This is a genomic window from Caballeronia sp. M23-90 (genome assembly GCF_053574605.1).
In genome coordinates this window covers 1-20,480 of sequence record NZ_JBSIPA010000068.1, presented here as the reverse complement: position 1 = coordinate 20,480, position 20,480 = coordinate 1, and the positions used below count along the sequence as shown (strand labels likewise).

The 20,480-nt window shown below is 55.2% G+C and carries 24 protein-coding genes and 2 pseudogenes; 14 read left to right on the top strand and 12 right to left on the bottom strand.

Annotated elements, in window-relative coordinates:
* Positions 1–323: 323 nt before the first annotated feature.
* From ACRXB1_RS10025 to tnpA, 4 genes are all read right to left on the bottom strand, one after another.
* Positions 324–554 (bottom strand): CHASE3 domain-containing protein, encoded by a 231-nt coding sequence (locus tag ACRXB1_RS10025; protein WP_449491920.1) that lies wholly within the window; start codon positions 552–554, stop codon positions 324–326.
* A 1,236-nt stretch (positions 555–1,790) separates the two neighbouring features.
* A complete protein-coding gene (gene tnpC, locus ACRXB1_RS10020; protein ID WP_449491919.1) occupies positions 1,791–3,395 on the bottom strand; it encodes an IS66 family transposase in 1,605 nt (534 codons plus the stop codon).
* A gap of 30 nt (positions 3,396–3,425) precedes the next feature.
* The gene (gene tnpB, locus ACRXB1_RS10015; RefSeq protein WP_438397303.1) at positions 3,426–3,776 is read right to left on the bottom strand and encodes an IS66 family insertion sequence element accessory protein TnpB; all 351 of its coding nucleotides are present in this window, start codon (positions 3,774–3,776) and stop codon (positions 3,426–3,428) included.
* Positions 3,773–4,120 (bottom strand): IS66-like element accessory protein TnpA, encoded by a 348-nt coding sequence (tnpA, locus tag ACRXB1_RS10010; RefSeq protein ID WP_449491918.1) that lies wholly within the window; start codon positions 4,118–4,120, stop codon positions 3,773–3,775. Before tnpA ends, tnpB begins: the two co-directional genes overlap by 4 nt.
* A 1,486-nt stretch (positions 4,121–5,606) precedes the next feature.
* Here tnpA and ACRXB1_RS10005 point away from each other — a divergent pair.
* Positions 5,607–6,050 (top strand): hypothetical protein, encoded by a 444-nt coding sequence (locus ACRXB1_RS10005; RefSeq protein ID WP_449491917.1) that lies wholly within the window; start codon positions 5,607–5,609, stop codon positions 6,048–6,050.
* Positions 6,051–6,267: 217 nt separating this feature from the next.
* On the opposite strand, the gene ACRXB1_RS10000 is transcribed toward ACRXB1_RS10005, so the two are convergent.
* The 3 genes from ACRXB1_RS10000 to ACRXB1_RS09990 form a co-directional block, all read right to left on the bottom strand.
* Positions 6,268–7,631, bottom strand: a protein-coding gene (locus ACRXB1_RS10000) for an IS3 family transposase (RefSeq protein WP_449491916.1) whose coding sequence is annotated in 2 segments (ribosomal slippage) — positions 6,268–7,131 and positions 7,134–7,631 — 1,362 coding nt in all. Because the reading frame shifts where the segments join, the coding sequence is not laid out codon by codon here.
* 50 nt (positions 7,632–7,681) lie between these two features.
* Positions 7,682–8,005, bottom strand: coding sequence for a hypothetical protein (locus ACRXB1_RS09995; protein WP_449491915.1), 324 nt, complete (start codon positions 8,003–8,005; stop codon positions 7,682–7,684).
* A 93-nt stretch (positions 8,006–8,098) separates the two neighbouring features.
* Positions 8,099–9,088: an IS1595 family transposase gene (locus tag ACRXB1_RS09990; protein ID WP_449491914.1), complete on the bottom strand. Its 990-nt coding sequence runs from the start codon at positions 9,086–9,088 to the stop codon at positions 8,099–8,101.
* Positions 9,089–9,150: 62 nt separating this feature from the next.
* On the opposite strand from ACRXB1_RS09990, the gene imuA reads away from it, so the two are divergent.
* Positions 9,151–9,867: a translesion DNA synthesis-associated protein ImuA gene (gene imuA / locus ACRXB1_RS09985; protein ID WP_449491913.1), complete on the top strand. Its 717-nt coding sequence runs from the start codon at positions 9,151–9,153 to the stop codon at positions 9,865–9,867.
* 97 nt (positions 9,868–9,964) lie between these two features.
* Positions 9,965–10,126: pseudogene (locus ACRXB1_RS09980) on the top strand (DUF3717 domain-containing protein); the annotation flags it as partial.
* Positions 10,127–10,220: 94 nt separating this feature from the next.
* Here the strand turns inward: ACRXB1_RS09980 and ACRXB1_RS09975 are convergent.
* Both ACRXB1_RS09975 and ACRXB1_RS09970 read right to left on the bottom strand, forming a co-directional pair.
* Positions 10,221–10,622, bottom strand: coding sequence for a hypothetical protein (locus tag ACRXB1_RS09975; protein WP_449491912.1), 402 nt, complete (start codon positions 10,620–10,622; stop codon positions 10,221–10,223).
* 60 nt (positions 10,623–10,682) lie between these two features.
* A complete protein-coding gene (locus ACRXB1_RS09970) occupies positions 10,683–10,853 on the bottom strand; it encodes a hypothetical protein (RefSeq protein WP_449491911.1) in 171 nt (56 codons plus the stop codon).
* Positions 10,854–10,902: 49 nt separating this feature from the next.
* On the opposite strand from ACRXB1_RS09970, the gene ACRXB1_RS09965 reads away from it, so the two are divergent.
* A complete protein-coding gene (locus ACRXB1_RS09965) occupies positions 10,903–11,307 on the top strand; it encodes a nucleoside 2-deoxyribosyltransferase (protein ID WP_449491921.1) in 405 nt (134 codons plus the stop codon).
* A 172-nt stretch (positions 11,308–11,479) separates the two neighbouring features.
* Positions 11,480–12,403, top strand: a complete 924-nt coding sequence (locus ACRXB1_RS09960; protein WP_449491910.1) for a tyrosine-type recombinase/integrase — start codon at positions 11,480–11,482, stop codon at positions 12,401–12,403.
* A 13-nt stretch (positions 12,404–12,416) separates the two neighbouring features.
* Here the strand turns inward: ACRXB1_RS09960 and ACRXB1_RS09955 are convergent, their stop codons facing one another.
* Positions 12,417–12,623 (bottom strand): hypothetical protein, encoded by a 207-nt coding sequence (locus ACRXB1_RS09955; protein ID WP_449491909.1) that lies wholly within the window; start codon positions 12,621–12,623, stop codon positions 12,417–12,419.
* A 152-nt stretch (positions 12,624–12,775) separates the two neighbouring features.
* Positions 12,776–13,240 carry a GIY-YIG nuclease family protein gene (locus tag ACRXB1_RS09950; RefSeq protein WP_449491908.1) on the bottom strand — a complete coding sequence of 155 codons (465 nt, stop codon included), beginning with the start codon at positions 13,238–13,240 and terminating at the stop codon, positions 12,776–12,778.
* A gap of 280 nt (positions 13,241–13,520) precedes the next feature.
* Between ACRXB1_RS09950 and ACRXB1_RS09945 the strand changes: the two genes are divergently transcribed.
* The 7 genes from ACRXB1_RS09945 (at position 13,521) to ACRXB1_RS09915 (ending at position 18,554) form a co-directional block, all read left to right on the top strand.
* Positions 13,521–13,739, top strand: a complete 219-nt coding sequence (locus ACRXB1_RS09945) for a hypothetical protein (RefSeq protein ID WP_449491907.1) — start codon at positions 13,521–13,523, stop codon at positions 13,737–13,739.
* 70 nt (positions 13,740–13,809) lie between these two features.
* Positions 13,810–14,109 carry a hypothetical protein gene (locus tag ACRXB1_RS09940; RefSeq protein WP_449491906.1) on the top strand — a complete coding sequence of 100 codons (300 nt, stop codon included), beginning with the start codon at positions 13,810–13,812 and terminating at the stop codon, positions 14,107–14,109.
* Positions 14,110–14,112: 3 nt separating this feature from the next.
* Positions 14,113–16,083 (top strand): DNA ligase D, encoded by a 1,971-nt coding sequence (ligD, locus tag ACRXB1_RS09935; protein ID WP_449491905.1) that lies wholly within the window; start codon positions 14,113–14,115, stop codon positions 16,081–16,083.
* A gap of 18 nt (positions 16,084–16,101) precedes the next feature.
* Positions 16,102–16,527: a hypothetical protein gene (locus tag ACRXB1_RS09930; protein ID WP_449491904.1), complete on the top strand. Its 426-nt coding sequence runs from the start codon at positions 16,102–16,104 to the stop codon at positions 16,525–16,527.
* Between the two features lie 53 nt (positions 16,528–16,580).
* Positions 16,581–17,480, top strand: a complete 900-nt coding sequence (gene xth, locus ACRXB1_RS09925) for an exodeoxyribonuclease III (protein ID WP_449491903.1) — start codon at positions 16,581–16,583, stop codon at positions 17,478–17,480.
* Positions 17,481–17,604: 124 nt separating this feature from the next.
* Positions 17,605–18,060 (top strand): hypothetical protein, encoded by a 456-nt coding sequence (locus ACRXB1_RS09920; RefSeq protein ID WP_449491902.1) that lies wholly within the window; start codon positions 17,605–17,607, stop codon positions 18,058–18,060.
* Between the two features lie 95 nt (positions 18,061–18,155).
* The gene (locus ACRXB1_RS09915; RefSeq protein WP_449491901.1) at positions 18,156–18,554 is read left to right on the top strand and encodes a hypothetical protein; all 399 of its coding nucleotides are present in this window, start codon (positions 18,156–18,158) and stop codon (positions 18,552–18,554) included.
* A 477-nt stretch (positions 18,555–19,031) separates the two neighbouring features.
* On the opposite strand, the pseudogene ACRXB1_RS09910 reads toward ACRXB1_RS09915, so the two are convergent.
* Positions 19,032–19,330 (bottom strand): annotated as a pseudogene (locus ACRXB1_RS09910) (flagellar transcriptional regulator FlhD).
* Between the two features lie 348 nt (positions 19,331–19,678).
* Here ACRXB1_RS09910 and ACRXB1_RS09905 point away from each other — a divergent pair.
* Positions 19,679–20,020, top strand: coding sequence for a hypothetical protein (locus ACRXB1_RS09905; RefSeq protein ID WP_449491900.1), 342 nt, complete (start codon positions 19,679–19,681; stop codon positions 20,018–20,020).
* 279 nt (positions 20,021–20,299) lie between these two features.
* Positions 20,300–20,480, top strand: a 181-nt coding sequence (locus ACRXB1_RS09900) for a transposase (RefSeq protein ID WP_449491899.1), incomplete at its 3' end; no start/stop codon positions are given.

The following is a 20,480-nucleotide window of genomic DNA, read 5'->3' as shown; positions in this document are numbered from 1 at the left end:
CAGCGAATTCCATTAGGGCCAGCAGGCAGATACCGGCCTGCACAAACGGGCCGGACATAAGCGTGCTGCCTTAACCTGCCAGTCAACAACGCAAAACTGTTTGCAATCCGGGAGGCGTCCACATAAGGCGTCCACATAAGCTTCCCTAGATTCATATTGCCCCACCGGTGACTGTAATTGATGCGGCCTTCCCCGCTCATGTGTCGTAGAGTCTGGCAGTTCCCCGACCTTCTGCCCTTTGCATCCGCACGCGCCTCGCGTCGGTTTGCACGAGTGACTATGCGGCACTAAATCCACTTTTGCGCCTAACGGAGATAACCGACTCAAGTTCTGCGAAGCTTCCGCTCCGTAGTTTCCCGCAATGCGGCTAGCGTTCGCTGCTGCAGCCGATCGTCATCTTCAAGAGATGCCAGCTCAATAAGCTGCGTATCGACCTCACTCGTGGCGTCGACGTACGGCGCAAGATACTCTTCTCGGCCCGTTATCAGGTATCCGCGCTGGCCCGTCTCGGCGTCACGGAGCAGCGAAAGCAGCCGTTCTAACCCGATATGCAAGCGGTGCTACTTTGCCACTTCTGCTTCACTGCTGTAAAGACGCTGCGTCCCGTAAGCCCCAGCGATTGCCGTTGCGAGCATCAAGATTGTCACAAAGCACGCGGCCCAGTTGGTCCATCTGGATGTCTTCGCTTCAAGGGTGTGAACCACGCTCGACATTGCCACCTCGCATTTTGTACGGAGTGGCTACATTATCAGCGCAAATATCGTTGGCGTGGGGAAGATCGAGGATGGTCGCTGACGAGCAACGAGGAAGGCGTACGCAAACCATTCGCGTCTCTGTTGTAAAACCTTTGGGTTAGGAAACTCGTTTTTCTCTGGCAAGTGACCTACTCTGTTTTATAAGCAATAGGCCGTAGCCGCGCCGCGTTAAACAAGCGCTGAATGGGCTCATAACCCACTTTGGCATATGGCCAGACATGAAAATTGCGAAGAAGAAAAATCAATTTCAATGCTATTAAGATAACTATCCTTATCAACATACATAGCTAAGAAAACTCGAATGCGCGGCGCGCACAGTACTGTAGCGTGCAGCCAACGCGAGGTAAGCTCTTCATTGCCTGTGCTTGTCGTCGCCGAGGCAGGTCCACACAAAAAAACGATGCTTATGACGTACGCGACGTTGTCTGCTCTTGCCCCCTGTACACTGATTGATCAGCGCTCGCGCGACAGCATTGCTAGACATCTAGTGCACTTGGGACTTGTAGCTCGGCGAAAAGCTAACTATTGGGCTTTCGATCATAAAACCGCTAATAAGTCTCGCCGCCGACGGCGGCACGCGCTTTCCATACCGACCACCCTTTGCTCTTGATGCAATGAAATCTACACCGAACAACAGAAAGGCTTACCTGTCTATCGTTTTAGAGCGCAGAGAAGGACTTGGAACGTAAGCGCATCCCGAAGGACGTCTTGACTGGAGCCGTTTTGCAAGCGTGCCGTGCGCCCGGCACTGACATCTGCGATGGTAGCTACAATTGAAGCTCTAAATGGGAGACATGTTGTGAGCAACGAACCGATCCAGGGACAGCGTTACTAGAACACCGTATCAGGCAACGGCGAAACGCTTTGGATCAATGGAGAGGACGGGTTGTGTTGGGCGCGGTTCAGCAAGCGGTTCGGCATTGACGTACACCGAAATGCGTCGTTGCAATCTGCGGCAAGCGAGTGTTTGTATTGCACCCACACCAGGGCTGGAGTTGATGACTGGGCAATTTTTCGCGCCGAGGTGTTACGACATCACGGCGCCGTTGTTCCAGCCGATGCACTTTGTTTTGAATGAGCGGCGCGTAGCTCGGGAAATTGCCACGGTAGCAGTTCATTGACCCGGTTGATCGGGAGGTCAGCGATGCGTGTGAGCACGAAACGCAGGTACGCCTCGGGATCGACACTGTTGAGTTTCGCCGTGCCGATAAGACTGTAGATCGCGGCCGCACGTTCGCCGCCTGAGTCGGCGCCGGCAAACAGATAGTTCCGCCGGCCGATTGCGACCCCGCGCAACGCACGCTCCACTTGCAGGTTGTCGATTTCGAGGCGGCCATCGTCGCAGTAGCGCGTGAGCGCTTCCCATCGGTTAAGGGCATAGAGGATCGCTCGACTCGTATCGGATTTTCGCGAGAGAGTGCGTAGTGTGATGGTGAGCCACGTATGGAGTTGGGCGAGTGGTGCCCGCGCATGCGCCTGTCGATAGGCCCGACGCTCATCAGGTGGTTTGCCCCGGATCGTTTCCTCGATCCTATACAAGCCGCCGATACGCTCAAGCGCTTCGGTGTTCAGGGCATTTGGACGGGCCGCATGCAATTCGTAGAATTGTCTTCGAGCCTGTGCCCAACACGCTGCTTCAGTCACACGTCCGGTTTCATAAATGGCCTGGTACCCGCCGTATGCGTCAGCTTGCAATGTGCCGCTGAATGACTCGAGATGCTGTTGCGGATGGATGCCCTTGCGATCTGGCGTGTAGGCAAACCATACCGCCGGCGGCGTCATATCAGCCGAGGCACGATCATCACGCACATACACCCACAGGCGGCCCGTCTTCGTCTTGCCGTTGCCGGGTGCGAGCACCGGTACAGGCGTGTCATCGGCATGAAGTTTAGTCGCCGCCATCACATGGCGACGTAACGCCTCAACGAGCGGTTGCAGGAGCGTCGCGCAGTGACCCACCCACTTCGCGAGCAAAGAACGATCAAGCTCCACACCTTCGCGTGCGTATATTGCCGACTGCCGATAAAGCGGCAAGTGATCGGCGAACTTCGAGACCAGCACGTGAGCTAAAAGACCGGGGCCGGCCAGACCGCGCTCGATGGGTCGACTCGGCGCGGCCGCTTGTGCGATGTGGTCACAACAAGAGCACGCGAACTTCGGTCGCACATGCCGGACTACGCGGAAGCTTGCCGGTACATACTCGAGTTGTTCAGCAACGTCTTCGCCCAGCGGCTTCATCTTGCTGCCACACCCCGGGCATGTCTCGCCCGACTCAGGCAAATACGTTTGAACATCGCGCGGCAGATGTTCGGGCAATGGCCTACGCGGTGCCTGTTCTGGCGCCGTAAGTGTTGCCTTTCGAATTTCAACAGGCATCGCGCATTCGTCGACTTCGAGCTCTTCGAGTCGCAGTTCGAGTTGCTCGATCTGTCGATCCAATTTCTCGGACTTGCGACCGAACTGCATGCGGCGGAGTTTCGCGATCAACAGCTTCAAGTGCTCGATCTCAGCCTTACCCGTGGCGATGACCGCCTCCTGGGAGTCGACGACATCCTGTAGGCGTTCAATGCGCGCGTCGCGCTCGCGCAGCAGCGCTTTCAAGGCATCGATGTCGTCGGGAAGGGTGTCGGCCGAAGTCATGACCGACAGTTTACGTGTCCGCGCCGACGTTTACAACGCGGATGTGGGCTGCGCCGTGCGCGTGGGCTGGCGCCAGTCAATGCCCTCGAGCAGCATTGAGAGTTGTGCGGGACTCAAGTAGACCGTTCCGCTGGTGGCCTGTGGCCACACGAAGCGCCCCTTCTCAAGCCGCTTCGTGAGCAAGCACATGCCGTCGCCGCTCCACCACAGTACCTTGAGCAGGTCGCCACGCTTGCCACGGAAGACGAACGCGTGACCACTGAACGGGTCACGTTCGAGGACAGTTTGCACCTTCGCGGCGAGGCTATTGAAGCCTCCACGCATGTCGGTGACGCCCGCGGCCAGCCACACACGTGTGCCAGTGGGTGGTCCTAGCGTCATTGAGCGTCACGCAAGCTAGCCAGCACAACGCGCAGCACGTCCAGATCAGGGTTGCCTTCGAAGCGAACCCGTACCGCTCCGCACTCCACTGTGATGGTTGGGTGCTGCGGCGATGGCGTGATTTGTACCGGGAGAAATGATTCTTGTGCCGGCAATAGCGTCGCCGGTGGCGAGGGCGACCGTTGACGTCGCCACTTCGCGACCATGTTCGCGTTCAGACCGTGTTCCTGAGCAACCTCAGCGATCGAACGCTCCGGGTCGTTAGCTTGCGCTGCCACCATCTCCCGGAATTCTTCCGTGTAGTTTCTTGAGCCGCGGGGGCGACCTGGTGCGCTCACTTCCATGATTCTGATTCCCACTAGATCTGGTGGGAATCAGAATGCCGAAGCCGCGTCGCTATGAACAGGCGGTGCTGATGACTCGCTTACCTTGGAACGCCAACGTTGACTACAGTGCTGCTCCGGTTTAAGGCTTGCGCCACGACGGATCACTGGCTCAGTTGGTAAGTTGGTTGGTAGGTTGATCGGTTGGAAACTCCAGCAATACAAAGCTGCTCAACCTTAAGAGCTACCTTACCCATCTCAATACGGATGATAAATTTGTTATTTGGGGCGGATGCGCAACCGAGCACCGGTGTTAATGGAAACGATTAAGGATAAGATCGTTAGTTGCATTCCGTTTCTTCTATGCTTATCGGGCAAGAATTGATGACTTCCCATGCACGTTCGAGACGGCGATGTTGGATCCGATAGCGTCAACGACATGCTGATCCGGATTCAGCTTGGTGTGTTTGCCTAATGGGCCCGGTCTGGCGAGTTGCGACGTAACGATCCGCAACTCCCTGCCTCCTTAGAAGCGCGCGCGGTTGATCTGGTGTACGGTCAAACCACCACGTGATGATCTCCCTCCGGGGGCCTAACCAAGTTGTTATGCAACGCAAAATTGCTATGGTTCAAAAATTTTAGGTCGTGCGAGCAGTTACCCGATGCGTCCGATGCGGCTCGCCACAGCCAGTCGTTTGAACATTTATAGCCATTTTACATACTTATATTAATCAACGATAAATAGAATTCACCGAAAAGTACAGAAGTGTTAATTTTTGTCTGAGAAAAGTGAAATGTTGGCACGGTAATGCGGTAACCGGTGCTTAGTCGGAATTTATCGCGACCTGAAGGGCCTAGATAGTTAGGGCTATCATTCCCTTCATTTGATACACGTCTGGAAGAGGCGCTTAGAACCGGTCGCATCCGCCTGTTCGTACGTGCCTGTGACTGTTTCAGCCGACCGCCCAGCCCCGTATCGGCAGACTGACCTAAACGAGCGCGCTTGCGCTCCCTCCCGAACTGGACTATTTTAAAAGTACTGTACATAAATACAGTATTTGGAGGCCATATGGAACAGTGGGTGCGAGTTCAAACGAACGCGATCGCTTGGTGCTCGCGTGTCTACGTAGCCAGGTCGGCGATGCGGCGATCATCAGCGCGTCAACCCAATGCGCGACGTTTGGCGGAAAACCGTATATGTCGGCGATTTGCCGCGTTTTGCGACTGACACCGCCGCGCTTTACGCGCAGTGCGGTTGGCATCGCCAATATTAGCGAGCGATGTCTCGCTGACATCTACCGGATCCTTCACACTCCCCGAGAGGCAGCATCAAATGAGAAGCCGTTTAGCGCGTAGCTGCGGCGAATCCCACCGTGTGTCACCAATGGCCAAATGCCCCCCATTAGGGATCGCGCCGCATGGAGCAATGTCGATCGGTTCTTGACTTGTGCATGAGATCGATAAAATAGACCCTGATCAGACCACTCCGCCGCATCAGGGACACTAAGTGACCGAACTTCTAACCATACTGGGCCTGCTCACCGATAATATCGGTTGGGTCCTGATTAACATTGCAGTGCCCGTGATCTTGCCGCCCGCAGGTCTCTTATTGGCTCGGCTGATGCCACTTCAGCAAGCCGAACGGGAACGCACCCGCATCGTGACGACGATTCAAGACGGTCAGCTCGGCTGGCTCGCGCTCGCGTGGTCGGCCGCTACTATCTACGAGGCATGGGAGTATATGGAAGCGAAGGGCCATGTTTTCGCGTGGGTCGCGGTCCTGCTGGCGTCCGAAATCGTCGTTGTGCTCACCGCGATGTTCATTGCCGCCGGCGGAGCTGTCACCGCTGACACGTCGGCCAACCGCTCAACGAGGCTAAGCGGGTCTATAATAGTTGCCACGATGTCTGCGATGTTGTTCATCGCGACCCACCTGAAAACCCTGCGCTGAGGAGCTGCGATGTCGATTTTGACGAAAGAGCAACACGCGAACACCTGGACGCGGGAGCAGGCACGCACGTTTGTTTCGCGCGTCAGCGGGTACGCAGCGTTCGCCGCCGGCGTCGTTGGTTTGGCCGCCTTGTTATTCATGAACCACTAAGGTCCTTTTTCTCAAAAAAAGCCCCGTCTTAAAATGAACTGACCCCGGAAAGTTGGACAGTTTTCGGCTAGGGCCGAGAGGGCTGAGTTCTGTACATCACAGGACTCAGCCCGTTTAGCTTCAGCTTGATGCGTTGGTGGTTGTAGTAATGAATGTACTGTTTGATGCCAGCCTGCAGCGCCTGAACACTTTCGAACCTGTTCACATAGAAGAACTCAGATTTGAGGGTGCCGAAGAAGCTCTCCATGGTGGCATTGTCGTGGCAATTTCCCCTGCGTGACATGCTTTGCGTCAGGCCGCGCTCTGAGAGCAGCGCTTGGTAAGCACTCATTTGATAATGCCAGCCCTGATCGGAGTGGACGATAGGACGCTCGCCACGTTCAAGACGCTTTATCGCCTTCTTCATCATTTGCGCGACCATCGTGAAGACCGGCCTTGTGGCCATTTCATAAGAAACAATCTCGCCGTTATACAGATCCAGAACTGGTGAGAGGTAGAGCTTGTGCTCGCCCACCCGGAACTCGGTGATATCAGTGACCCATTTCTGGTTCGGTGCGCCAGCCTCGAACTGGCGCTGCAGCACGTTTGGCGCAATGCGTCCCGCTGTCCCGCGAAAGGCACGGTATTTCTTCGGGCGCACCACGGATTTGAGCTTCATGAGTTGCATCAGGCTCTGAATCTTCTTGTGATTGACCGTCGTTCCCATGCGCCGAATCACGCTCGTAATGCGCCGATAACCATAACGCCCCTTGTGCTGCTCGAATATCGAGCGGATACGCGTCTTGAGCTGCGCGTGTTTGTCCGCCGCCTGCGATACCTTGCACTGGTAGTAAAAAGTGCTGCGCGCCAGACCCGCCAGCTTCAACAGGCCCGTGATTGGAAACTGCTGCCTTAACCCGAGCACTATTTGCGCCTTTTGCGCTGCGCTGTAGGGCTTTCCGAGCGGATCAAGGCATCGAGTTTTTTTAGGTACGCGTTCTCCATGCGCAAGTAGTTAAGCTCCTCAAGAAGCTCTTCCTTGGTGCGTGCGTTGTCCGACCTGGTCGGCTCGGATGAACTGGGCGGTTTCGATTGCTTCACGGGGCGTCCTCGTGGCCGAGACTCCAATGCCTGCAAGCCTCCATAATCATACTGGCGTTTCCACACGGCGATGCGAGGCGCGTTTCGTATATCGAAGACAGCCGCTGTTTCCCGGCACGACAGGCCGCGTGCCAGCATGAAGCGCAATACCTTCAGCTTGAAGCGAGCATCGTATTGACTGTATTTCTTCTTCAATGCAGCTTCGCCGTGTGCTTGATAACCTGCAGCCCATTTGCGTACCGTGCCATGGTCTATGCCATGTCGTCGTGCCACCTCCTTGCTACTGCCACCCCTGCCTGACAAATAATCTTTGACTACCAAACGCTTGAATCGCGCATCGTACTTGCTCATGAAAAAACACCCCAAATCGTTGGACGGGTGTCCAACTTTTGGGGTTCAGTTCAGAAACGGGGCTTTTTTATGTCGACGGGGAGCGGATTCACAAGCAATCGCCCCTGCAGATCGTAAACCACCCAACCAGGCGAGCGTGAGCGGCCCATCTCTCGCATTCCGTTGGCTTCGACTTCGCCATATCGATAAGGGCAGCCCTCCCGATTGAGAAAGAGCCGCCAATGGTTGATTTCTGAAAAATCTGTTGCGGTCAGCATCAAATACGGTCCGCTCCCATTACCTGCAGCTCCGGTAATGCGCTCGTGCGAAACGCCAGCCGTCTTGAGCAGCTTGGCGCTGGCTTCGCCGAATTCGAGAACGAAAACTTGTTGCATCACGAAGCGCCTCGCGCGAAGTGTCGTCGGACGTACTATACTGTATAAAAACAAGGGCTATCCACTTAGAGCCACCATTCCGCAAGCCGAAATTTAGGCGTCGCGAGATGTTCTTTTTGCGATCTGACGGTAGGTAATCGGGTCGGCCTGAACAGCCTGTTCGAGCAAGCGGTAGAAAATGAGGCCGCGAGAACGTGACGTGCGTCGGTTAAAGCGGAACACGAATTCGTCGAGATAGTGTTCTAACTGGGCCGGCTTAACCGCTCCTTGATGTGTACCGAGGAGCCAGCGCTTGAGCAATGAAGCCACCCGATGTACGCCAGGCAGCGGCATATGGGCTGGAATGGCATCCGCCGGTATCACGTTTCTGACCACCGTCCGTTCATGTTGATATTCCTCCCGCAGGTCCCGGTAGATGGCTGCGCCGTCCGTACGCAGCACGGAGCCGCGTTCCACGACTTCTCTCACGAACGGAACGATGTTGGCGCCCGACTCCGCTTCAATTCGCTGGATACGGATACGACCAAACCCTTTTGGCACCAAGATTTCCACGGCAATCACCACGATAGCCTTAGTGGTCAGCCCCCTCGTGCCTTTACCGACGAAGGTAACACGGCGATCACGAATTGCAAGATAGCTCTGATCTACTTCGACGATGCCTTGCAAGCGCTCTCGCCCCGGGCGAACCATCGCCCGCCGAAAGCGATGCAGAATGGTCCAGGCGGTTTGGTAACTACCAAAGCCCAGTACACGCTGCAAACCCAAGGCGCTCATGCCTGATTTCTGGCTCGTAATATGCCACGCAGCTGCCAGCCAAACCTTGAGGGGCGTGCGTGTCTTATCTAAAATCGTACCTGACGTAACCGTGCACGAATGGCGGCAGGCTCTGCAGATCAGGCGTCCGCGGCTACTTCGATATGGTTCACCCTTAGTTCTACAACTCGGGCAAGCGAATCCATCTGGCCAGCGCAGTCGCTGAAGGTAATGCGCGCAATCGTCCTCAGTGGCAAACCATTCTTCAAACTGGTTCCAAGTTCGAGGGTAGTCGACGCCCGCAAGAGGGGTAGGTTGAAATTCGCTCACGCCGACATGATCGCTCCATTGGCGCTAAGTGGATAGCCCTTATAAAAACACAGGTATGACCCATGTCAGCGCTACCAGATTTCGAAAAAATCCACCCGTCGTTGTGGAGAGGATCCCAACTCGCCCGCACCGCGGGTAGGGTCATCGATACCGGCTACGAGGCGCTGTCTGCAGAGCTCCCAGGTGGCGGCTGGCCGATTAGTGCGCTGATTGAACTTTTGACGGCTCAGTCGGGCATCGGCGAGTTGCGCATTTTGCGGCCAGCGCTTGCTTCAGTCGCAAACAAATCAATTGCGTTAATCCAGCCTCCCCAAGTGCCAAACATGCACGCTTTTGCCTATATGGGAATCGATCCAGCTAAGCTGGTGTGGATCTCTCCGAAAAAATCAGCGGATTCACTGTGGGCTGCTGAGCATATCCTGAGAGCAGGCAGCTTTGGTGCGGTGCTTTTTTGGCAGCAGCACATTCGCAGCGAGTCACTGCGTCGCCTAACTCTCGCGGCACAGTCAAATGAGACTTTGTTTGTATTGATGAGGCCTCTCGCAAGCGCACAAGATAGTTCTCCGGCATCGCTACGGCTCGCGCTACGACCGGCCGAGAACGGTGTCGCAGTCGAAGTGATCAAACGCAAAGGTCCTATCGGCAACGGAAGCTTTGTGGTGCCGGTGGGTCCGGCGCCCTCACTGATCAGCCCGTTCGCACGAAGGTCTCGGAAATTGTTCGTTAGGGAGCCAGGCAATTCAACAGTCATAACGCCAGCCGACGTTTCGGCACCCTAATCTTTGTCGGCAGTTTATTTTTAACTAAATCGCGATGAATACCTACACCATTGGGCAGATTGAAGATGCAATTAACTACTAGCGTGAGCATCAAGCGTCGGGTGAGGACGCAGCGCTCTGCCCACGCGCACGCGTGCTTGCCGACATCTACGGCGCAATGATCTACTACCGCGCCGAAACCGTCTTGGCCAACACGTTATCGGCTGCACAGAATGAATCGCTCAGCTTGGCGCTCAATCAGCAACCACTTGCACTATAAGTTTGATTCCCGGTTTATAACGAGCTGCGTGGCGGATCGTTCTCAGGTCTAACGAGCTAAAACGTTGGCGCGTGCGAAACAGATTGGTTTAGCATCACCGGTTTGCTCGCTTGATAGCAGCCAGCGCTTGCGATCGAGCAATATCTGCGTATAGCTCGGCCCACTTCCCGAGAAGCGAAGTATCGTCTGTGAGAAACAGAGGGTGCTCGACCCAGGCGCTCACTTCCGCCCCTTTCCAGCCGGTTTCGAAAACGCGCACGTCTTCGTCGTCGCTCACACCTGAGCCGACCAAGTCGGCGAACGATACGAGGTTATATAGATAGACGTCCGCTTCTGGGATGTCGAACAGCACCGCGAGCGTTCTTACCGCACGGCGGTTCGCCGCTTCCCTGCTTCCGGCCATTAAAAAGACCACGCTCTCATCAGTGCTCTTCGGTTTTCCGAAAATGACTCGGTAGAGAGATGTCCTGCACCGATCGCTTAACTGCATGCTCATCAGTACTCCACGGACTTGACTTGTCCCTCTTGTTGATATTCTAAACACTGACGTGCTTGATCAAAACAAAACGAGGAGCAAATGCCCAAACCCACAAAGGCACAGCAGGCTCTCATGCAGCAGCTCGACGCCGGCCACAACATCGACGTAATCGCTTCGAACCTTGGCAAAAGCGTATTGGCTATTCGGCAGCAGATTGCGCGGTTGCGAAAACGGATAGAAGCTGGCCACATCCGCCCGGCAACCGCTTCCTATCGAAAAGGCCGAGGGCACCTTGCGCGTGTATCTTGCTTGTTTCGACGTATTTCGGATCGATGCAGTCGACCACGGCGCTTATCTAAAAGACCTGTGTCGAAAAGCAGGCTATGTTGGCATGTATCCGTTTGACAACGAAGCACCGTCAAACTTAGGCCCTGCTGATAAAGCGGCATGGATCTGTCGCGCGAAAATCGATGCCATCCGATCAGCTGACATGGTCATGGCGAACCTGAACGATTTTCGAGGACTCGGCGAGCCAGACAGCGGCACGGCGTTTGAAGTAGGTTTGCGGCCGCGCTGGGAAAGCCTATATGGGCGTATCGATCCGACGCTCGATCGCTTGTGGAACAGATCGCTGAAGCGTCCGATGCGCTCTCCTCTCTTCCAATGTGCGCACTTGGGTACGTCGTTGAAGATTTTGGCCTAAGCGTCAATCTGACGTTGGCCAGTTCGGCTCGCTTGGTAGTAGGTGGCCCGGCCGATTGTCTGCGCGAGATGAAGAAGTTCAACAATGGCGGACGCCCTTGTTTTGATGACGGGGTTGGCGAAGCGTAGCTTCGTATATATTGTGGAAAGCACAATTCCAGTATATCTATTTTATGAACGACTTCGACTGGGTGGGCGATCCGCAAGCAGCCTACGACAAATGGCAGCGAAACGAAGCTGTCGGTGCGGACCGGCGTCCTTTTGCTGAACAGTCGATCACTCAACACCGATCCATGTTCGCCCGGTTTCATCGGCATCTTGCGACCCACGGCAAGACGGTGGCCACCTTCGGCTCGGCAGAGATCGACAGTTTCTTTAACGCGCTTGCCCACGAGGCACGCCCAGATACGACGACGCAACTCCGTTACCTCAAGCTGCTTGATCGCGTCTCGCGTCACTTGGTGGCAATGGAGGTGCGCAAAGACAACCCTGCTTCGTTGCTGCTCGTTGGCCAGGCTTGGCCGGAAGACGAGCCCACTCCGGTCTTCCTATCGAAGGACGACGATAAACGCCTGCAAGATGCGTGCGTGAGGCCGGCGGACGCATCGTTCAAACAGCTAAGAAGCGTGGCGATCGTCGCTATGTTTTTGGGTACAGGAATAACATCGGCCGAATGTCGACACCTTGATCTTGATGACCTGGACGTCGATGGACTCCGACCTGATGTGTATGTAGAGAAACGGGGACCACGCATCGCTCGGCGTGTGCCACTCGAGCAATTCTGCGTCGATATTCTTCGCGAATATCTTTCGGCGCGGCGGTCGCTTGCATGCCCGACTCGCTACCTGTTCGTGACAACTGCAACGGGCAAACCGATGAAAGACGACACCTTGGGAAAGTGCGTTAGAAGCGCGCTGGGAAATATCAAAGTGGCGGCGGCCGACATGAGTCCCCGTCTCCTTAGGAACACGTACGGGCGTCGTCAAATCTCAGCAGGCAGCACCAACGAGCAAGTCAGTAATCTGCTCGGGCTGTCGAGCCATCGGACCGCCGCAAGATTGCGTCAAACGCTCGACCAAGTCCCAGAAACTCCGTAGGAATTCGACTCTTTTAAAATCTGATGCGCACCCCGACAAAACCCGCCGGATTTGCGTGTATGAGCCTGTTGGTTTGGGTGGCCGCAACGTTAAATGCGTCGCATCCTTTACTGCGATTTCCGGCAGCCGCTTCGGCTTTGCACGCTTTATTCAGCGCGAGATAGGGCGCGGTGTCTGTGCCATCGTAATAGGTTTGCGCTGCAGCCATTGGATCGATCACTGCTCGATCGAGTTGCTTCGTCTGCGCTTGAGCGCTTATTAAAAGCCCAGCAAATATTACCCCCCCGACAGCATTGAACCTTCGCATTTTCCCCCTTTTTGACTTATATTGACTTTTGCTTCCATTGCATTGCACGTGCGAGCGACTCGCGCCTACCTACTATCTGCCGCATCTTTGATCACAAATTCAGTCTCCCTGCGAAATGAGGGATTGAGTTCGATCATCGGCGTGCGGGATAACTTGCTATAGGTTTTGTGCGCGCTAAGCTCCTGCGCGGCAGGGTCGAAGCGATAAATATGGCGCAGAATTCCTTCGAGTTCTCGAATCTCGTCCTCACGCACGTTAGGCCAAACAGAAAAAACAGAGCAAAAGTTCCAAAGGTCCTCTTTGTTCTTTCGGTGTGCGCGTAACCGACCTTTGATGCCGCTGCTCGACATGCCGACATATACGACGTTGTAATGCGGCGACCGCGACGTTCCAGAGTCTGCACTGCTATACAACACGTAGATGCCGCGCAGGCCCTTGGGTATCGTGTCGATGTCAGAAATGCGGACTAATTCTATCTTCCGCTCGATGAGCCTTAGAGGCTCTGAGCGTTTCGTTCGAGTTCCGGTCATGCAGGCCTCATATTGTTGAAGCGTCGTTGGATACACATCGGATGAAAGCGAGTTGTCTTCCCCAGATGCGGTTTAACGGCAATTTTGGCTTCGCCTGAAGGCGTTATTAGCTAATTTCGAACTAGAAGGTCGATAGATGTCGTTCTTCCAAGACGCGCACGTTTGGTGATCGCCTATGTTGCGCATAAATCTTTCAGCAGTGGCCGCGGGGTCAGGCGCTTGCGCTCTACGGAACGGCGCTTGCTGATGACAAAGCAACCCATTTCGGAGAGAACTAATTATGGCAGGCGATAATTCCTACAAGCCCGGCGAAATCGTGAAGGTTTCTGGCATTTATTCGGTCGTCCACGAGGACGGCAAGGGTACGTTCGAAGTAACGTGCGTTGAAGGCGAGCACTTTCCGCCCACGCGTAGCGGCAAAGGTGCCCACTTTGAGCTGAAATATGGTGCGACACACTCTCACAAGCATGGCGACTTGAAGGGCAACGAAGGTAAATGACCGGAGCCAGGTGGGCTTTTCCTGACGCCATCGTTAAATAAATTGGTCCTGTTGCTTGCGGAGCCCACTGATGACCATGGATCTAGCCCACCTTAAACACGAATTTACGGCAACACTCAAAGATCGGCCACGCGGCACAACTGCCAACATCACCGAGCACACCGTGATCTTTTTGGATGGCAAAGAGGCGGTAGGCGTTCACCTCATCGCCGATCCTCCTGGGTTCGAAGGCCGGTTTGAACTTGACGACCACTTCCTTGGAGATGCTCACGAGCACCTGACGCATTGGTTCGAAAACCTCGAATTTTCATCACGTCCGGATCTCGTCGCGTGGCTGGATTCTGGGATGGATAAATCCACGGAGCTTTAGTCCATGGCCGGGCGATGGAATAACTCAAACAAGAAACCGCCCAGACGTGCTGCGAAGGAACCGCCGGGCGTCACACCCTCACTGATCGAGCCGCAGCTGGCGACGCTCGTCAATCGGCCGCCCACGGACGGAGAATGGTCGTACGAGATCAAGTTCGATGGCTACCGAATGCTTGCGCGCGTCGACGCCGGTAACGCACAGCTCTTTACCCGCAACGGCCACGATTGGTCCGACCGCATGCCCAAGCTCTGTGCGGCGCTTAAGACCCTTCCCGTCGACAACGTGTGGCTTGATGGCGAAGCGGTTGTGCTCGACGCGGCCGGCATGCCCAACTTCAATGCGCTCCAAAATGCATTTGACCGCCGTAGCACTGCAGAAATTGTGTTGTTCTTTTTCGACCTGCTGTACATCAACGGAACAGATCTAAGAGAACAACCGCTCAAAGCACGGCGTGCGCTCTTAGCCGACTTACTCGGCGAAGTCCACACCGATGCGTTGCGCTACTCGGAAGACTTTGCTCAAGACCCCGAGTCGCTCGTCGCGTCGGCGTGCAAAATGAAGCTCGAGGGAATCATCGGAAAGCGAGCAGACGCACCCTATCGCTCCGGACGCTCAACCGATTGGGTGAAGCTCAAGTGCCTGCTCAGACAGGAGTTTGTCGTTGCAGGTTTCACAAGCCTGCGGGGCGCGAAGACCGGCGTCCGTGCGTTGTTGCTCGGCGTGTACGAGCCCGACGGATCGTTTCGATTTGCTGGAACGGCACAGCAGAACTTGCGCCCTTCGCAGATCGCAGCGCTCGAAAAAAAGGCGAAGGGCTTGGTGCGCAAAACGAGCGCATGTTACAACGCGCCGGCACCCGAAAAAGACCGTGATTACGTTTGGCTGGAACCGCGACTCGTTGCGGAATTATCGTTTCTCGAGTGGACACCGAACGGCGAAGTCCGGCACCCGGTGTTTCATGGGATGCGCGAGGATAAACCTGCGGCCGCCGTCACGGAAGAGCCAGTAGTTGATGTTGAAAACGGACAGCCAGTCGAGGCACAAACTGGCTCTACGCGGGTCCAGCCTGGCCGCCGCGGCAACGTCACGCTATCTGGCCAGAAAATATCCAACGCCGATCGCGTGATCGATCCTGTAACGGGCATGAAGAAGATTGATCTAGTTCGGTATTACGATGAGATCGCCGAATGGGCTTTGCCTTATCTACAAGACAGGCCGGTCTCGCTCGTACGCGCGCCCGACGGCATTGAAGGCGAACTATTTTTCCAAAAGCATGAGGAACGGATGCGCATCCCGGGGATCACCAAGCTGGCGGTCGCCCTGCACCCTAACCATCCGGCTTTGCTGGCCGTTGACGTGCCCGAAGCGCTCATTGGCTTGGCGCAAATGAATGTCATCGAGCTTCACAGTTGGAATGCCGTGCAACCCGACCTGGAACATCCCGACCGATTCGTACTCGATTTGGATCCCGATCCAAGCCTCTCGTGGAAAATGATGACCGAGGCCGCCCAGTTGGCCAAAGTGCTGCTCGATGAGGTTGGACTGAAGTCATTTATCAAGACCAGCGGTGGCAAGGGTTATCACATCGTCATTCCGCTCACGCGGCGCCAAGGGTGGGATGAAGTGAAAGCCTTTTCGCAAGGCATTGCCCGGCACATGGCCAAGGTGATGCCCGATCGATTTTCTGCTGTGCTGGGTCCGAAGAACCGCGTTGGAAAAATCTTCATCGACTACCTGCGAAACAGCAAAGGCGCGAGTACGGTTTCTGCCTTCTCCGCGCGCGCTCGCTCCGGTATGGGCGTCTCGATGCCGATCGCGTGGGAAGAACTCCCAGAGATCAAGGCGGCCGACCAATGGACTATTCACAGCGCGATCAAACGCCAGCGAACCTTGGGCGCCGACCCGTGGCAAGGATATGCGCGCTGTCGGCAGGGATTGACCGTCGCCATGAGAAGAGCAATCGACCTTAAGTAGCATCACAACGGAGAAACGATGGACGATGGAATCGAGAGACGCGCCCTGCTGCTGCATTTGGGCGACGTGCTGGAAGCATCTGCGTGCGTGATGAAATGCGCAAACCGGTTCAATACTGTTGGCGAAGCAGTCGGGCAAGAGGAATCCCTGATGAGCTTTACCATCCTCCGCATGGTCGACGCGGAAATCACGCCGTATGAGTTTGCGAAACGAGCAGCGAGCGCGTTCTTCCTTTGGCCGAAGCTGCTGCTTGATGAATCGATCAACCGACCGTTGCTCGCGAACCTTGTACAGCACGATCTCTTCCACGGAAATCAAAGCGGCTGGGAAAGCTATGTCTCTGAGCTCCGACATCAAGTGCTGTGGTTTGCTGACGGATTGGACCAGGTGCCTGAGGGGCCGTCCGAGCGAAGCGTTGCGGTGTGGCCACCCACTGCGCATTGATCTAATGTTGGGAGTCGCCCGAATGTCACGATCCGTTTTAGGAGACAGCGAACATGCCGAAACTAAAGATCGCTACGTTCAACATCAACGGAGTTCGCTCGCGCCTTCCATCGTTGCTAACATGGTTGGCCGAGGCGTCGCCCGACATCGTCTGCCTGCAGGAGCTGAAGGCTGTCGATTCCGCGTTTCCTATCAAGGCGATCAACGACGCCGGCTACGGCGCGATATGGCACGGGCAAAGCGCTTGGAATGGCGTTGCGATCTTGAGCAAGGGTTCGGAACCTATCGAAAGTCGCCGAGGCCTGCCCGGTGATCGCGCTGACAAGCAAAGCCGCTATATCGAGGGCGCGGTCTCTGGCATTCTGGTTGGTTGTCTCTATCTGCCAAACGGCAATCCACAGCCAGGTCCCAAGTTTGACTACAAGCTTGCGTGGTTCGAACGGCTGATCGAATACGCGCAGTATCTGATGGATAGTGGTCACCCCGTTGTGCTCGTCGGCGACTACAACGTAGTCCCTACTGACGAAGATATTTATAACCCGCGCTCATGGCGCGACAACGCTTTGCTACAACCCGAGAGCCGAGAATGTTTTCGGCGGCTCGTTGCGCAGGGATGGGCCGACGCGCTGCGCATCGTGCACGGGGATGACCGAATTTATGCGTACTGGGATTATGTCCGCCGGCACCGTGGGAAAGATTTTGGTCTGAGAATCGACCATCTTTTGCTCAGTCCAGCGCTTACCCCGCGCCTCGCTAACGCATCTGTTGACGCATGGGTTCGCGACTTTCCGAACGCCAGTGACCACGGCCCGACCTGGATCGAGATTTCGCCTAAAAAAAAACGAGCGGAAAACGAAAGGCTCAATGACGAATTGACGTTATGTAGCGCAGAAGGATCTTGGCGTGATACCGCTGGAAAAGAGCCGTATTCCGGATATTTATCGCACCAATAAACGGGTAAAGCACCAACGTTGCATGCTGCGCTTGTCCGGTCGTTGACTTGACTTCGTGCGGCCATGAGTAGCTTGGGTTGTGCGTTTGACATTTGGGTCTTACGCATAACCTGATAGGCAAATCATGAGCTACCAAGGCAGCTTAAACGACCTCATATATCCCCAATCCGACCGAACTCCAGCTGTTGCTCGCTACCGGATCGCTTGTTTCGATAAGGGGTCCGGTATGCGTGCGGTCATTCAGATTGCTCGTTTTGCGAACCCTGCGCTGGCTTCTCACGAAATCGATGCCGCGATTGACACCGTGCTCAACAAGATCATCGAAGTTCATTTCGTTGGCGTTCGCATTGATCATGTACATCTGGTCGTCGAGGCAAACGACGGCGTGTTCGAATATCCGATTGATTTCGATTCGAACGAATTTCATCGGCGTGGCAATCGATCGGCGCTTCAAGGTTCCGGTAAAACTCAGGCGGTACGTATCGATAGTAAGGACGTTGTCGGCAGTTCGGTTCAATTCTTCGCCCTACCCGCGAAACGTCACGCGTTGACTGCGGCTGTCGAGAACGCCTTGCGCTAATCGCCTGCAGTGTCGAGCTGGCGGACACACCCGAGTGACGCCATTCATCTAGCGGCGATTTGCCCCGCCGCTCTTACAGCGAAGGACAATTTTCGATGACACAGTGCGTTGTTACGGTCGAAGTCATGACTGCCCGATGGGATCTTGTAAGCGTGTTTGAAAAAAACCTGCAGCACGCGATTGCGAAGGGGAAAATCGAAGCGGCTGCGTGTGATTCGCGCGCTATCGCCACGTTGGACGACGTCTGTGAATGGGATATGGCGATTACAGTCTGGAATAATCGCGAGGACGAAGATCGGTATCTCGCTGTATATTTCCCGGCCGGCATTGCCTGTCAGGCAATTGCACAACATTTTCAGATTGATGCCGGGGTGTTGCAGCGTGCGACGACGCTGGTAGAAGTCCGCCGCCTCTGCTCGGAGCATGAACGCCAGTATGCGAAAGCAATGCAAGCATTAGGTTTTCACAAGAACTCTGAATCTTTCAGTGATTGATCCGTGAATTTTTTGTACATGAAGGCTACCATCGATGCGTCGCCCCAAGTCACAGCTACGGGTTTCCGGGCGCGCGTTCGACTCAAGCGCATTGTGGCGGCGGACAACGGCGAGCAGGAAAAGTACGCTCCGGACTTGGGGATCTTTTCGACCTCGGACGAGGCGGTACAATGCGCTCGGCGATGGGCTACCGACTACTACGATCAAAATTGGTTTTGATCGCACTCGCCTGCTAAAACCCGCTCTATATCCCGAGCAAATTCGAGCGCAGCCGTCTCCCATTCAAGCGAGCCGACAGGCAGATCTCGAGGCAGACTTTTGCTCTGCGCGGTACGAATCGAAATGACGCTCTGAGCAAGAGCGCTCGCCTGTGCGCTTAGGTCGGCATCACCAAACAACGGCAACTCACTGTCTTCACATCCCCGCTTCATACCGACACCGCAGAGCTCTTACACGGAATCCCGTGCTTAATTGAGGTTAATGGGCAAGCGCCAGTAACGACCCTGCAGGCTCAGCTTTGGCCTGATCGTCTGCGCGAGCCAATGACGAGAGCATGGACTGGTTATCGAATCGGAAAGCGCAAAGCAGGTGCGGCGCTGCCGCGAGCTTCACGACCCGCGCCATCGACAGATCAATAAGATGTTGGCCACCTGACCGGACAGTCCGAGGCGAGCCTCGCCCACTGCGCGGTCTAAGCGCAGCATCTTTTGCGCAAGAAGAACGTATGAAAGATTAATTTCCCGGATTGAATCGGCAGAATCATTTGCGAAGGTCATGGCCATACCCAACAAAAATCACCTGAAGAGAGCGACCGGCAAATGATACCGGATCTAGGTTACAACTAGTAACACAATCATTTTCCATTTCGTCTAATCGTTTTGCAATGGCCTTCCGGACTATATTTTCCGTTGCAACCACCAATTCGGTATCGATTACTGGACCAAGTTTCCAAAGCGGAGTTATGAAATTACGACCTCATAGCATTGCAGTTTTATAACGTTATGACGGTGTGATGTCATCTCCTTGACATTGAGAGACGTCCACAGACCTTCGGCTATTCAAGGCGTAGAAAACGAAGTTCGTCTGTGATACTGTATATGCATACAGTGTTTCGGGGTTGTGCTATGACCAAACATCTTCCGCCGTTCGAACCGGTCGGGCTCGGTGAGATGCGGGCGCTCTGGCGGCGTCATCGCGGCGACAAGGACATCGAGCGGCTTCTCCTCGAGATTCAATATGGCCGCCGCGTGATCCATGACATCGAGGATTACTTCGAAAGTATCCAGCGCGTTTGGAGCACCGAAAAGCTAGGTACGCTCGTCGCCCTTGAAAAGGTGCGATTGCTGCTGGTCGAACAAAGGCTGCGTCAGGGCGCGTTACAAGGGTTAATGCCGGCGACCCCGAAACAATCAACGAAACGCGGCGGCAATGATGATCAGAGCGATCCGGAACTTGTCGAGGCCTAAGGCTCACAGGGAAAGGAAAATCTCGAGCCCATGGGGCGACATAGGTCGCCGAGCATGAATTTCCTCTAGGCCTTCCGATGGTCAGATCGACCACGTCCCTTTGCCACTTTATCGACGGCCCCAAATACAGCCCATGGCTTGATCCACTACCAGCCTTAGCGACGCCAATGAGCGAAAAACTAGCTACTTGCAAGCTCTACATGACCCGAAAACTGAGCTTGCCCGCAAAAAATGGATCCCTTGCTGAGTGTGTAAAACTCACGCAAGGAGGAAGGAAAGATGGGTAATCCGAGAGCTCGATATACGCAGGAATTCATGCTGGAAGCCGTGCGCATGGTCCGCGGCGGCCAGAGCATGGCGGCGGTGGCGAAGATACTGGGCATCAGCCCGAAGACGCTGCACAACTGGGTGAAGGCCGATGCCGCTGGGAAGCTGAACGGCGCAGGCAAACAGGTTTCTC